At 66.6% G+C, this 13896-nt stretch carries 11 protein-coding genes and 2 pseudogenes; 3 read left to right on the plus strand and 10 right to left on the minus strand.

Annotated features, from left to right (window positions below):
• Positions 1-239: 239 nt before the first annotated feature.
• The 7 genes and pseudogenes from ACFLIM_RS49135 to istA form a co-directional block, all read right to left on the minus strand.
• Positions 240-941, minus strand: a complete 702-nt coding sequence (locus ACFLIM_RS49135) for an AAA family ATPase (RefSeq protein WP_393177641.1) — start codon at positions 939-941, stop codon at positions 240-242.
• Between the two features lie 868 nt (positions 942-1809).
• Entirely contained in the window at positions 1810-2373 is a 564-nt protein-coding gene (locus tag ACFLIM_RS49140; protein ID WP_393177643.1) for a dihydrofolate reductase family protein, read from the minus strand.
• Between the two features lie 496 nt (positions 2374-2869).
• Positions 2870-3295: a DUF6262 family protein gene (locus ACFLIM_RS49145; RefSeq protein ID WP_393177645.1), complete on the minus strand. Its 426-nt coding sequence runs from the start codon at positions 3293-3295 to the stop codon at positions 2870-2872.
• Positions 3285-5564 (minus strand): tyrosine-type recombinase/integrase, encoded by a 2280-nt coding sequence (locus ACFLIM_RS49150; protein WP_393177647.1) that lies wholly within the window; start codon positions 5562-5564, stop codon positions 3285-3287. The genes ACFLIM_RS49145 and ACFLIM_RS49150 overlap by 11 nt, the downstream gene beginning before the upstream one ends.
• Entirely contained in the window at positions 5561-6679 is a 1119-nt protein-coding gene (locus ACFLIM_RS49155) for a site-specific integrase (RefSeq protein ID WP_393177649.1), read from the minus strand. Before ACFLIM_RS49155 ends, ACFLIM_RS49150 begins: the two co-directional genes overlap by 4 nt.
• 88 nt (positions 6680-6767) lie before the next feature.
• The gene (istB, locus tag ACFLIM_RS49160) at positions 6768-7460 is read right to left on the minus strand and encodes an IS21-like element helper ATPase IstB (RefSeq protein WP_393177651.1); all 693 of its coding nucleotides are present in this window, start codon (positions 7458-7460) and stop codon (positions 6768-6770) included.
• 25 nt (positions 7461-7485) lie between these two features.
• Positions 7486-9114: pseudogene (gene istA, locus ACFLIM_RS49165) on the minus strand (IS21 family transposase); the annotation flags it as partial.
• A gap of 230 nt (positions 9115-9344) precedes the next feature.
• Between istA and ACFLIM_RS49170 the strand changes: the two are divergent.
• Positions 9345-9770 carry an NUDIX domain-containing protein gene (locus tag ACFLIM_RS49170; RefSeq protein ID WP_393177653.1) on the plus strand — a complete coding sequence of 142 codons (426 nt, stop codon included), beginning with the start codon at positions 9345-9347 and terminating at the stop codon, positions 9768-9770.
• Between the two features lie 249 nt (positions 9771-10019).
• Here ACFLIM_RS49170 and ACFLIM_RS50420 read toward each other — a convergent pair whose 3' ends face one another.
• The 3 genes and pseudogenes from ACFLIM_RS50420 to ACFLIM_RS49180 all read right to left on the minus strand — a co-directional run bounded on the left by ACFLIM_RS50420 (position 10020) and on the right by ACFLIM_RS49180 (position 11790).
• The gene (locus ACFLIM_RS50420) at positions 10020-10223 is read right to left on the minus strand and encodes a helix-turn-helix domain-containing protein (RefSeq protein ID WP_449291507.1); all 204 of its coding nucleotides are present in this window, start codon (positions 10221-10223) and stop codon (positions 10020-10022) included.
• A pseudogene (locus ACFLIM_RS50425) lies at positions 10209-10583 on the minus strand (recombinase family protein); the annotation flags it as partial. The pseudogene ACFLIM_RS50425 and the gene ACFLIM_RS50420, both read right to left, overlap by 15 nt.
• A 193-nt stretch (positions 10584-10776) precedes the next feature.
• Positions 10777-11790, minus strand: coding sequence for a helix-turn-helix transcriptional regulator (locus ACFLIM_RS49180; protein ID WP_393177655.1), 1014 nt, complete (start codon positions 11788-11790; stop codon positions 10777-10779).
• 126 nt (positions 11791-11916) lie between these two features.
• Here ACFLIM_RS49180 and ACFLIM_RS49185 point away from each other — a divergent pair, with 126 nt between their 5' ends.
• Complete coding sequence (locus ACFLIM_RS49185; RefSeq protein WP_449291506.1) at positions 11917-13167, plus strand: IS701 family transposase; 1251 nt, start codon at positions 11917-11919, stop codon at positions 13165-13167.
• 391 nt (positions 13168-13558) lie between these two features.
• The coding region (locus ACFLIM_RS49190; protein ID WP_393177659.1) for an IS110 family transposase at positions 13559-13896 on the plus strand (338 nt) is incomplete at its 3' end.

Genomic DNA, 13896 nt, shown 5'->3' on the forward strand with positions numbered 1-13896 from the left:
TCCAGATGAGGAACACCTGCCGCTGACTTCAACCGGCTGACAACCACCCGGGACTGATCCAACGGCGCCCCACCCGCGCCGCCGGATACTGCCGCCTGCCCAGCTGAGGTCCTGTTTTCGGACTAGGTGGTGGGCGACGAAGGCGGGGTTGAGAGGGTGTTCCTGAACCTCAAGGCCGGAGTAGTTGATCTAGGTTTCGCCGAGGCGTGGACACTCTTGCCCGGTGCCCGACGGATCGGTCACTCGGCCGCTGGCCGATGTCGCCTCCGTGCCTCGGAGGCGTTGCCGTGTGCAAGCGAGGGCCATCGGTCTGCGGCCCACTCCGGCCAGCCCGGCCACCCCGGTGGCGGACCGGGGATGTCGCCGCCGCCGAGTTCGGCGGCATCTGGTGCCTGGAACTGCTTCCGCCATGTGTCGATGTCCGCCTCGCTCATCGGAAATGTCGTGTGCGGTGCGGTTGTCTGGCGGTGTGCGATCCGGGCGCGTTGGACGTCCTTGTCGATGGGCAGGTAGATGACGTGGCAGGCTGCCCCGGCCGATGTTGCCAGCCAGCGCAGTGCCGACCGTTCGTCGCGGCTCCAGAGCCCGAAGTCGAGCACGACGTTGGTGCCCAGTTGCAGCGCTTGCAGGGCTAGTGCGATGAGCCGTCCTTCCAGCATGTCGCGCTTGCCGTCGGGCTGCGACCCGTCGAACAGGGAGATCATCCACTCGTCCGGGGTCAGCCGCAGCGCGCGGTGCGCCGCGGCGAGTTCTTCGGCCCGGGTGGTCTTTCCGGCGCCGGGGAGCCCGACCATCAGGAAAAGCTTGGCGGGTTCGGGCTGCACGTCATGGTTCGGCTTCGCTTTCGCGGTGGCTGCGGCCAGCTTGTCAGCGACGGCAAGGAGTGCCTCGGACGTGCGAGGGAAAGGATCTTGGTGCGTTGGATGGAACTGCTGCGACATGGATTTGCTCCCCGGATCACGCAGGACGATCCGACAGCACAGCGAGACACGCGATTGGGCTGCCGGCGGGACACTGATCCGGCGGTACGCCCTGGCACTGACCCCAGCGGGGCAGGCAATGAGGCCGCGGTTTACGGCAACCGCGATACCGCCGCTAAGCGGCGGCGCGGATGTTCATAGCGGCGAAGCAACCCATGCCTACACCATAACCGACAGCACCAGCATGGTCGTCGACCGCGGCCGCGGTCAGTGACCGTTCGGTCCTGCCACTGCCGATCAGTGCAGCGGCTCCAAGTCGTCCTCATCATCGTCGGTGTCGCCGGTGTCCACCGCGTTGAGGGCCTGTTCCTGGATCCAGTGACATCCCAGAACGGGTGCACGCCGCTGACGCCTGCCCCGCACTCGACATCAAGATCAGAGGCGAGCTGCATCGGTACCGAAACGTACGCCAACGTCCCTCAAGCGGCCTTGTACCGTGCCCCATCCTGGCCTGCGGGAATGCGCTTACCGAATGAATCGGTGGACGCGCGCTGGTACCGGGTTTCGCGTGAGTTATGGGACCAGTTCTCGATCTTGAGGGGTCGTTCGGCGAACGAGTTTTGGTACCAGTCTCAAGGCCGCCAGAGCTCTTGCCACTGCTGATGAAGGTCATAGGACGGTGCGAGGGCGCCGAGGAGGTGCCAGATGCCGATGGCGCGAGCTGGCCAGTGGTCTGCGTGGCGGTCGTCCGTTAGGGGATCCCTATCCGGACGGATCGTCTGCGGTGAAGAACAGAATCGATCCGGCAGGGACGTCACGATCGCCTCGGAACACAGTGCCACGAGATCCGTGGGTGGCCCGAAGCCCGCGCTGATCCGCCGTCGGGCACTCAGCGCCTGGTCTCGTACCTGGTCAGCACCACGCCGTCGGGAAACGTCCGGGTCTCCACCAGGCTCAGGTTCACCCAGTTGTCCAGGGCTGTGAAGAACGGCGTGCCGCCGCCCACCAGGACCGGATGGGTGACGATCGCGTACTCGTCGATCAGCCCGGCCCGCATGGCCGCCGCGGCGAGTGTGGCACCGCCGATGTCCATTGGGCCGCCGTCGTCGGCCTTGAGCCTGGTGATCTCGGTGACCGCGTCGCCGGTGACCAGACGGGTGTTCCAGTCGACCGTGCTGGTCGTAGAGGAGAACACCACCTTCGGCATGTCCCGCCAGCGGCCGGCGAACTCGATCGCCGCCGGTGTGGCACCCGGCTGCTTGTCGGCGGTCGGCCAGTGGGAGCTCATCGTCTCCCACAGCTTGCGCCCGTACAGCGCCAGGCCCGTAGCGTCCACCCGGTCGGACCACCACTGGAACAGCTCGTCGCTCGGCACGCTCCAGCCGAGGTTGTCGCCGGGCGCGGCGATGTAGCCGTCCAGGCTCATGTTCATGGCGAAGGTCAGTTTCCGCATGGCGTCAGCCTCCCGTGAGTCGGTATTCGGCGTACAGACCAGCACGGCGCGCAAAACTCATCGGTCAGGCCGCACCGAGGGCCAGTTGACCACCACGCCAAGCAGATGCTCCGTACCGAAAGGAAACCTCCGACGTACCGGCGGGGGACGAGACGAGCCAGCCGCCACCGCTGTGATCTGCGCTGTTGCAGATACCCGTACGGTGAAAATCTCACTAACCGGAGGCTAAACGTACACGTACTGAGCCCCGCTATACCAAGATCAAACCCTGCTAACTCCTTGACGCATGACACTGTGATCAAGCCGATTCGCCGGCCTGTGCCCGGGCGCGGGTTTGAGCCATGCGGTAGGAGCTTGTCCCGGTCTCGATGATGGTGGCGTTGAAGGTGAGCCGGTCGACGATGGCGGCGCTTATCTCGACTCACAGCGCTGAAAGCCCAGCGATCAAGGATCTCGCGTTCTGGACACTTGTCCATGACGATCTCATTCTCGATCTTCAGAAGGGCGCTTGGATGGCTTCCGGCGGTGGCGCGGATTGCGTCTTGGCCTGGCGGAGCTGTCCGTGAACGCGGGCAAGGTCTTGCCGGAGCTGCTGATTCTCTGCGCGGAGCTGCGTGAGTGTCTCAAGGGCCAGTGTGAGACGGCGCCTGAGCGATTCCGTGGTGGCACGGTTGACGCTGGTCGAGTCGCGAGAGACAGACTGTCGTTGTGGGTGCTGTTGGAGTTGTTCGATCTGGGCGCGGAGATCGGGTTGTGTGTAGATCCAGGCTCGTGACACCGCGGCCTTGCTGGCCAGCCGGGAGATCGTGACGGGCTCACCGTCCTTGACCATGTCGGCCAGCGTGGTCTCGGCTCGCTGCAACGTCTGTTGATGACGAGCACGAGCATGCGCGGCCAGTCGGTCGGCTCGATCAGACGGCATCGTTGATCTCCGGGTCGTAGGATGGTTGGGCGGTGCAGCCGCAGGACGTCGCAGAGCATGTGCCGCAGCTGTCGCCGGGGCAGGTGGTGAGCCCGGCGATGATGGCCAGCAGGTTCGTCTCCACCGTGCGATTCATCTCCGCCAGACGCTGATGCCCGTGCTGCTCGGCGCGCTCGATCAAGTCGCGGGTCTGCTGGAGCTGACGACGATGCTGGGGCAGGAACTCTTCAGTGGTCACGAAGACCGGGCAGGTCAGGCAGGCGTTGGCGTACTCGCAGCGCTGTTGCAGCGGCAGGGCGCAGTATCCGTTGGGGAGCGCCATCTTCGCCCTGGCCAGGTTGTTCTTCATCCAGACCGCCTCGGCCAAGGGTCCGGCGTCGGTGGCCAGCTGCTGTCCGGCGATGTTCACCTTGCGGGCGCGTTCCCACTGGTCGCGGATGGTCGCGTCCGACAACCGGGCGTAGTGAGCCGTCATCTGGTGAGAGGCGTGATCGAGGAGCCGGCGCACGGTCTCCTGCGGCACCTCGTTATTGATCAGGCGGGTGCCGAAGGTATGCCGCCACTGGTGCGGAGTGACGTGCACGGGGCGACCGAGTTCGTCGCGGATGTCGCAGAGGCGCAACCACTCGATGAGCTGACCGCGGAAGGTGCCCGGGCTGAAGGGGAACTTCCCGTCGAGGTTCCGCGTGGCACGCGGCAACAGGTAGGCAGGGCTGGGAAACGCAGCCAGGACGGCCCGCTGCTGTGTGGTGATCTCCTCGGCCAAGTCGGCGTCGATGGGGACGAACGCGTCGCGGCGCATCTTGTGATTGACATAGTGCAGGTAGGGGGCGCCTTGCCCGTCATAGACGAGGCAGTCCAGCGGCAGCTTGCAGCCGTCGCCGACGCGCAACCCGGTGCCCATCAAGATCTCCACAAGGAGCCGACCCCGCGGATCGGGAAAGCGCGTCAGATTCTCCTCGCACTCCAACTGGGCCATCACCGACTCCGGCAACGCCCGGGGCGCTCCGGCGTTCAGCCGGGGGTAGTCCTCCCGGTAAAGATCGGCTTGAGCGACAAGGCGTGGTTCCCACCCATGTTGCCGGGCGGCCCGCAGCAGCCCGGCAAGGCTGCCGATCTGCCCGGTGCGGCTCTTGGGGTTGGGGAAACAGGCCGCCAGGTGGGCCAGGTGCGCCTCGATCAACTCACGGGTCAGCGCCTGAGGCCCGCGGTGCAAAGACGGGAAGGACTCCGCGAAGCGGCTGATGGCACGAACGTCGGCGACGACCGTGGCCAGCGCCGTCCCGGTCGACAACCGCCAACGCGCCCAGCGCTTGGTCAACGCGCGCAACCAGAGCGGATCGATCCGGTCAAAGCGCAGCACCGCATCCCGGCCGGGATAGCCCAGACGGCGCAGCAGCCACACATCCCGCGGATACTCGCTGTCCCAGCCGCCGCCGTCGGCCAGGTCGCGCAGGTAGCCGATCGCATCCAGCAGGAAGCGCCGCTCGATGCTGCCGCGTTCGGAGGAGAACCCCAGATAGGCGTTCCAATCCTCAGGGCTGCGCTCCAGCAGCGAAGTAGCCCCGCTGCCCGGGAGTTTGCGGAGCAAGCGCCGGATCTGGTCGGGACGAGTCTTGGTGCGCCGCTCATCAACGCGGCGTTGGATCGCGTAGGCGACCTCCAGGCGCATGGGCATCGAAAGCGCCCGCAGGTCGAAACGGTCCAGGCCGATCATCGCGCAGTCGGCCAGCCAGGCCTCGACGGGCGGGCGGCCGTTGCGCGTCCAGCGGCTGCGGTGGTGTTCACACAGCTCCGCCGCGCCTTCGGCATCCAGCCCGCACTCGGGAAACCGGCACATGGCCGTGCGCGGCAGCGGCGGCCCACCGCCGCCCTCGGCCACCCAACGCTCCGGATCCGGGCGGCCGGCCTGGTGCCAGCGCGTCGCGTGGGAGTGACACAGCCCGGCTTCGCGACGGGCGCGGTGACAGGAAGCCACCGCGCAGCGGGGTGGTTCGGCCAGCCAGCGCCGAAGGGTGGGCGCGGTGGCCGCCCAGGCGGCGATGTCGGGACGCCCGGCCTCGGTCCATTGCTGCCGGTGAGCGCTGCACATCCCCTTCAAGATGCCGACCCGATCGCAGACCGCGACCAGGCATGAAGGCCCGCCCATCACCGGATCGGACGGATCGACCAGGATCACCGGTTCGGCGAACTGCGGACGCAGTTCACGCGCGAGCCGACCGGCCAGGCTCGGCCCGTCCGACTCGGCGGCGTGCTGAAGCACCGTCATGAAGCTGACCCCGTCGGCCGCTGGGCGTCGAGCGCTCCGGCGGTCACCAGGGCGCGGCGAGCGTCCTCGATGCCCAGATGGCTATAGGTATCGATCGTGGTGCTGATGCTCGCATGCCCGAGCAGATGCTGCACGGTCTCCACCGCCACGCCGCGACGCAGCAGGCCGGTGGCATAGCTATGGCGGAACAGGTGCGGGGTGAACTCGATCCCGGTCCGGGCCTGCAGCCGCCGCGTCAGCCGGTCAACGCTGGGGTAACTCATCGGCCGCCCTCGCGGCTGACCCCACAGGTTCACAAACACGTAATCGCAGTCCAGATCGCCGTACTCCTCGTGCAGGTAATCGCTGTAAAGACGGATCAGAGCGGCATCAGCGGGCACCTCACGCGACCAGGTCTTGGCCCGGGCACGGTTGACGTTCAGCCGCCGACGGATCGTGATCACACCACGGCGGGCGTCGATGTCTTCATGGCGCAGCCCGAGCGCCTCGCCGATCCGCAGCCCGCAACCGCGTAGCAGACTGAGCAGGAACCGATCCCGAAGACGAGCGCAGGCCTCGATCAGCTCGCCCATCTCCTCGGCGGATAGCTCCCGCGGCGCCCGCCGGTCGGCCCGCAATCCCAGCGTCCGGTGCCGCTCGGGACGTGAGCCGAGGTGAGCAAGGAAGGGACGCCACGAACCGCCGCGGCCACTCGGCCGCCACCGCGTCAACAACTCGGCCACGTCCACGCCATGCCGCTGATGAAACTCATAAAACGACGCCAAGGCCGACAGCTTCCGATTCACCGAGGCCGCCGACAGCTTCCCCTCCACCCACGGCAGCGGCACGACCTCGTCGTCACGCGCCTCCTCGGGCAGCCGCAACCAGGCGACGAACCGGCCGAGATCCTCCAAGCTGACCTCCGACCAGGTCAGGCCCCGCGACTCGAGGAAGGCGAAGAAGTCCCGCAGATCATGCGCGTAGGCCTTCACCGTGTTCGGCGAACGCTCGATCGCTGTCAGATGCGCCAGGAAGCGGTCGACGGGCTCCACCACCACGCCATCACGCACCAGCGTCGCCGACTCCACCCCCGAGGGCATGACAACGTGCTGGACCCGGACCTCCAAGATCGTCATAGACACAGCAACATAAGCCGTCCAAGACGCTGCGAAAGGGAGGCTCGCCACCACTTTGTAGACGTTGTAGACAACCCAACCAGGGCAGTCAGATAACAGCGCAGAGGCGTGGCTCGGTGAAGGTCTTGGTCCAACCGCCGAAGCTCTTGTTGGAGGCGATGGCGACGCTGGCGGTCTCCTCGCGATCCGTCAGCACCTGAAACGGCAGATCAGCGCCGCGCTTGTCGAGCTCCATGTAGCCCAGCTCGTCAATGCAGAGAAGGTCGAAGCGCCGGTAGCGGGCGATCGTCTTGTTGAGGATCAGTTCGTCGGCGGCCTCGACGAGCTCGTTGACCAGCTTGGCGGCCAGCACGTACTTGACCCGGTACTCGGCCATGGCGGCCTCGGCGCCCAGGGCGATGAGCAGGTGGGACTTACCGGTCCCCGAGTCGCCGATCAGGCAGAGCGGATGCCCGTTCTTGACCCATTCGCACTTGGCGAGCGTGTGGATGACCGCGGGCGGGATGTTGCGGTTGGCATCGAAATCGAAGTCCGACAGCCATTTCTGCCGCGGGAACCCTGCGGCCTTGATGCGCCGCTCGGAGCGGCGGCGCTGGCGATCATCGCATTCGGCCATCAGCAGTTCGGCCAGGAAACCGCGGTAGGTGAGCTGCTCTCGTTCGGCGGCGTCGGCGGTGGAGACGAACTGGCTGCGGATGGTCGGTAGCCGCAGCATCCGGCAGGCCTGGTCGATGGCCGTCTCGGCGGCGGGCTCGGTCAGGCCTCGCTGATGGGTGGTCATGATGCGTCTCCCTGGCTGGTGGCGGCGGGGCAAGAGCACGACGGCTGGGCAGCAAGTCGTCGTAGGCGGCCACCGAGGGCAGCGGCCGGGTATCGACCGGCAGGGTGGCCAGCCGGTGCTGGGTCAAGGAGGCGATGTCCTCGGGCAGCTGCACCGGTGTCCCGACCGGACGCGCCACCGGCTCGGCCAGGGTGGGCTGCGGGTCAGTGTGTGCGGCCTTGCGTGCCTCGACGGCGACCACGTCCGAGGTCAGCGCACCCACCTTCAACGCGGCCGCGATCCCGGCCACCACATGCTCATGGGCCATGGTGCGGTGCAGCAACAGCACCTCGATCAGCGCCCTGGTGCCGTCGGCGTCGCTATGCGCTTTGCGAACAGCCGACCACCACGCATCGTGCACGGGGGTGAACTTGCCGCCCTGACGGGCCTGCTCCAACGCGGTCGCGCCGGGCAGCGCGCCCGGTTTGCGCAGCAGCACTTCCAGGAAGTGATCCAGCTCCAGGCGCGAGCCTGTCTTGGCGACCAGCCTCTCATGCCGGGCGACCTCGACCCCTTTGTGGTAGATGACCAGGTGAGAGGCGTGGAGTAAGACCCGCACCGGATGCCCGATCAGCCGAACCGGCACCGAGTATCGGATGGAACGGACGGTGATCTGCGAGCGGCGATCCACCCGCAGGTGAAACACCCGGCCCGTCTCGAAACGCTCTTCCGGAAGCGGCTGCAGCAACGGCTGCTCGGTGGCGAAGTCCTCACCGACGGTCCGGATCCGCGAGCCGATTCTGCGCTGGTCGTCTTCTCGATCCCATCGCTCGATCATGGCGTTCAGCTCTGCCAGCGAATCGACGCTCGGGACCGGGACCAGGCGATTGTGACGAAACCGGCCGACCTCGCCCTCCACCCCGCCCTTCTCGTGGGCGCCATCCTTGCCCGGCCGACAGTAGAAGGCGTCCAGGCCGAAGTGCGAGCGGAAGGCCACCCATCGCTGGTTCTCCACGCGCGCCCGGGCGAATCCGACCACCTGGGCCACCGCAGCCTTCAGATTGTCGTAGCGGACCTTGCCGGACGGCACCCCGCCCAGCACGCTGAGAGCGTGCGCGTGTCCCTCGAAGAAGGCTTCCTGACCGCAGGATGCGGTGACGCGGTGCACCGCCTTGCCCGAGTACGACATCCGGAACACGAACAGATAGCACATGGTCCGCACCCCGGCCAGATCGACCCACACGTCACCAAAGTCGACCTCGGCTTCGACTCCCGGCTTGTGGATCTGATCGATCGGCACCTCCGGCGGAGGGCCGCGGCCGGCCTCCACCCGAATCTGCGGCAGCCGCCAGGCGACGTAGTTGCAGACCGTCGAGTAGGAGACCCCCTCCATCTCCTGCTCGGCCACCAACCGCTGGAAGATCCGGCGGACGGTGTGACGCTGCTTTCGAGGAGCGCTCAGATCCGCCCACAGCATCTGATCGATGGCTGGCTTGAACGGGTCCAGCCGCGACTGGCGAGGCGGCATCTTCTTACGCGGACGGGGCCAGGCCGACGTCAACGCCTCAGCCACCATCCAACGATGCACGCCGTACTTGGCGGCCAGCGCCCGCTGCGGCAACCCCTCCACCCGGGCATCACGCCGGATGGCGGCGAACAACTCCACTTTGGTCATTCGCACCGCATACGCCCCCTCATGCCCCAGAGCGCACCCAACGTTTCACCACAACGTCGGCGGTGGTACCAAAACTCGCTGAACCGTCACCACCCGGCTACAGACCGGTACCAAGACTCACGCGCCGCCGGTACCAAAACTCACGCGTAGAACCAGACGCCCGGATCGCGGCAGATGAGTAGCCGTTCGCCAGGCGGTACAGCGGAGGCTCAACATGGCAGAATCCGCATGTGTCGCATTCCACGCAGAGTGTTGCTCCGGCGCACATAGTTACGGCGCTCCTCCGGAACGGCAATCGGCTACTGCTGTGCCACCGATCCGCCCAGCGCCGCCTGTATCCCGACGTCTGGGATTTGCCAGGAGGCCACGTAGAGCCCGGGGAGCTTCCTGCCGCGTCGCTGGCGCGGGAACTCCGGGAGGAGCTAGGGATCGACGTTGCACGGCCAGTAGGCCCGCCGATGGGCGAAATCCGTGCTGAGACGTTCACCATGCAGATCTGGCTGGTCGAAACCTGGACCGGAACTCCGGCCAATGCCGCTCCGGAAGAACACGACGCCATCGGGTGGTTCGCCAGAGATGAGCTCGGAGATTTGCGCTTGGCTCATGATGGCTATCTCGCGATGTTCACTAAGGCACTCACCGGGCATCGAGACTGACCTCTGATCCGGCTTACTCACGTCGGCAGATTCGGACGCCGCTGGGGTCGTCAACATCACCCGGTGTAGCCGATGACTTCTGTGTGCTGGCGTCGGCTCGACCGCCAGCTCGCCGCTGAGCTTATGGACGTCGATGGCGGCTGTGTACTCGGTGGCGTTACGCGGCTCTGCACTGCAACAACTCGTACGCCGACACGTGCTCGGGTGCTCCGTGCAGTCGTGCGGGCAGGAGCCCGGCTGGCGGGACGGTCACCGCGCGGCCTCCGGGGTGCCGGCGGCGGTGGCGCGTTCGAGGACACGGTAGACGGTAGGCCTGGATACCTCGAACAACTCGGCCAGCTCGGCGATGGTGTGCTCGCCAGCGGCGTGCAGCTTGACCAGGTGCGCCTGCCTCGGCGCGGACAGCTTCGGCGCCCGGCCCTTGAGCTTGCCCTTGGCCTTGGCGATCGCCATGCCCTCACGGGTGCGCATCCGCAGCAGGTCGACCTCGAACTCGGCGAAGGTGGCGAGGATGTTGAAGAACATCTTGCCCATCGGGTCGGCCGGGTCGTAGATCATCGTGCCGAGCTGTAGGCGGATGCGGCGCTCGACGAGGGAGTCGCCGATCTGGCGGGCGTCCGGGACGGAGCGGGCGAGCCGGTCCAGTTTCGGCACGACGAGTGTGTCGCCAGGCCGCACGGCGGCGAGGGCCTGGTCGAGACCGGGCCGGGCGCGGGTGGTGCCGGAGTAGGCGCGGTCGAGGTAGATCCGGTCGGCGGCCACGCCGAGCTCGAGCAGAATCTGTCGGTTGGCTTCGAGGTCCTGTTTGTCAGTGGAGCAGCGCGCGCGTACCCGATCGAGATCCCGGTCATGACGCGGAGTTTAACGAATACCCCCCGTTCACCGGACAATCCTCCGGACACCCATTTGAGACGGCTTGGAGTGCTGGTCAAGGACGTCCGGCCCCCTAGGTGATCGTGTCCGTTGAGGGTTCCTCGATTGAGACAGTCAAGATTGCAGTCGCACTTCATGGTGGCTGGCAACATCCGTCACTGCAGGTAGCCGTGTTAGCTATCGGCGGGTGTTTGTGCCACTGGTTGTCCTTGAGGAGTTGTTGTGTGCGGGTGAGGAATGCCTGGCGGACCTCTTCTGGGTGCAGTATCTGGAGTGGTCGGCCGAGGCTGAGCAGGTAGCGGGCCAGGCCGTCGGCGTCTGGCCCGCCGATGTCGATGATCGTGGCGTCATCGCCGTCCGGGTGGTGGACGCCGACCGTTAGTGGTACCAGAGTGCGGGCCTCATCGGCCGGTACGGCCAGGCGGATGGTCACCCGCACCGGGTAGGGCCTCAGCGCGATGCCCGTGCTGACCATCTGTGCTGGATCTGGCGGGTCGGGCAGGGCAGTGGCCTGCCCGGTGGCTGTGGCATCGATGATGCGATCGGTACGGAAGGTGCGCCAGTCCTGCCGCGTCAGGTCGTAGGCGAGGAGATACCAGCGGCGGCCGGTGTAGATGAGCCGGTAGGGGTCCACTCGGCGGGTGGACGTCGTTCCGGCCCGGTCGCGGTAGGTCAACTGGGTGCGTTCGCCTCGCCGGCACGTGGTGGCCAGGTCGAGCAGCAGCGCGGGGGAGATCTGGCTGTCGTCGGGTCGTGCGGTGTGGGTGAACGCGGCGTCCAGCTCGCCGAGCCGGTCGGCGATCCTGGCCGGCAGCACCTGGCGTAGTTTCAGCAGCGCCGACAGGGCTGCCTGGTCGCTGCCTGAGACTCCGCTGAAGGCGGCGGTGCGCAGCCCGACAGCGACCGCGAGGGCCTCCTCCTCGTCAAGGATCAGTGGCGGAATGCTGGTTCCGGGCCCGAGGTGGTAGCCGCCCCATGGGCCCATCTCCGATTCGATGCCGTAGCCGAGTTCACGTAGCCGGGCGATGTCCCGGCGAACCGTCCGTTCGGTGATCTCCAGCTGGGCGGAAAGATCAGCGCACGTCCAGGACTGCCGCGTTGACAGCAAAGACAGCAGCCGCAGCAGCCGCGCCGAGGTGTTGACCATGGCTAACAGTCTGCTCGATAACCAGGACCGTTTCTGACCGGGTCATACCGTAACGTCGCCGGTACTACATTTGTAGATCTTGGTAAACATGGAGAATGCGGGGCGTAGTTGGCGCATAGTCGGTGAGTGATCTATTCGCTCACCTACCATCTCGTTATGTCGTGGGATGCCGAGCTTCGGGCCCTGACCGAGCGGGTCGCGGGCCCGCTGTTCAAACGGCCGGAACCCCGTGCCGTCTTCGGGGACCTGGTCCGTGCCTTCCTCGGCGAGGTGCCGCGCAAGAACTCCTGGCAACTGTCGGACCACATCGGCCATCCGAACGCCAACCGGTTCGAGCACCTGCTCGCCCGCGCGAAATGGGACGCCGACCTGCTGCGTGATGAGATCCGGACCTACGTGGTGGAGCGTCTGGGGCGGCCCGATGCGGTGCTGATCGCCGATGACACCACAGCCATCAAGAAGGGAACGAAATCGGTCGGAGTGGCCCACCAGTACTGCGGGTTGACCGGCCAGGTCGAAAACTGCCAGGTGATGCCGATGCTCACCTATGCCTCCGAAGCCGGGCACGCCTTCATCAACCGCCGCCTGTACCTCCCCGAAGCCTGGGCCGGTGACCTGGCTCGCCGCGCCGAGGCAGGCGTTCCCGACCAGGTCGCCTTCGCGACAAAGCCCGCCCTGGCCATCGCCATGCTGGCCGAGGAACTCACCGCCGCCACCCCGTTTCGCTACTTCTGTGCCGACTCCGCCTACGGGCGTGACCCCGACCTGCGGGCCTTCTGCCACCAGCACCAGGTGGGCTACGTGCTGGCCGTTCCCGTCGATGTGCCCTTGATCGACGTTCGCGGCCAAGCCGAACCTGCCGGGCACGTCCTGGACCGGCTGCTGGCCCACGGCGACGCCTCCATCTGGGAACGCCGCGCCTGCGGGGCCGGCAGCAAAGGATTGCGCCTGTATGACTGGAGCGCCATCGCCGTCGCCGTCAGCGGCCAAGACCCCGCCCCGGGATACACCCACACGCTCCTGATCCGGCGCAGCACCACCCACCCGGAGGAGATCGCGTTCTTCCTCGCCCACGCCGTACACGGCACGGCCGTCCCCGAGCTCATCTCGACCGCCGGGATGCGCTGGAAGATCGAGGAGAACAACGAGACCGGAAAGGACCTGCTCGGCCTCACCCAGTACCAGGTCCGCAGCTGGACCGGCTGGCACCGGCACGTCACCACCGTCATGCTCGCGCTGGCCTTCCTCGCGGTCACCCACGCCCACTTACCCGACGACGACGCTCCCGCCCATCCCGATGACCTACACGATCCAGGCGACGATCAGGGAAAAGAACACGCGCACCGCACCGCGCACCCGCACCCGGCACCTTCTTGATCGGCCCATCCGTCGCCGAAATCTGCCGAGTCCTGGCCCGGCTCCTCATCCCCGCCACCAACACCGTCGGCCACGTACTGGAATGGTCCCTCTTCCGGCGCCTTCACCAAACCAGAGCGCTACTCAGCCACTACCGCAACCGCGGCCACGCCGTTCCAACGAATCTACGAATGTAGTCGCCGGTATCCGGGGGACGCCATGAGGCGTGAAGATTGGGTGTGGTTGCTCGCCGACGTCGCTGGTACTTGGGGCTGTGAGCCCGAAATGTAGTCTGAACGCCGGGAGCCTGCCTGGGCTGTGGATTGTTGCTTCGAGCACGCGAGTCAGAATCGCGCTCGCCCGAGGCTCCCGCGAGCAGCCACTTCCCTTCCCCGACTGGAACTTCGGAGGCATGGTGACTGCGACTGCAGACGACGAGCAGGAACTCATCATCGAGCGGGTGGCGGCTCTCGATCTCGGCAAGGCCACGCTGGTGGTGTGTGTCCGTACCCCGCACGAACGCGTCGCGCGGCGCCGGGTCAAGGAGACCCGCACGTACGCGACGACCACGAACGCGCTGCTGTCGCTGCGGGACTTCCTGCTGTGCCAGGGCGTGACACGCGTGGTCATGGAAGCAACGGGCGATTACTGGAAAGCGCCGTTCTACCTGCTGGAAGACACCTTTGAGACCTGGCTGGTCAACGCGGCGCACGTCAAGAACCTGCCAGGCCGGCCCAAGACCGACCGGCT

The organism is Nonomuraea marmarensis, from assembly GCF_043197025.1.
Taxonomy (GTDB): Bacteria; Actinomycetota; Actinomycetes; order Streptosporangiales; family Streptosporangiaceae; genus Nonomuraea; species Nonomuraea marmarensis.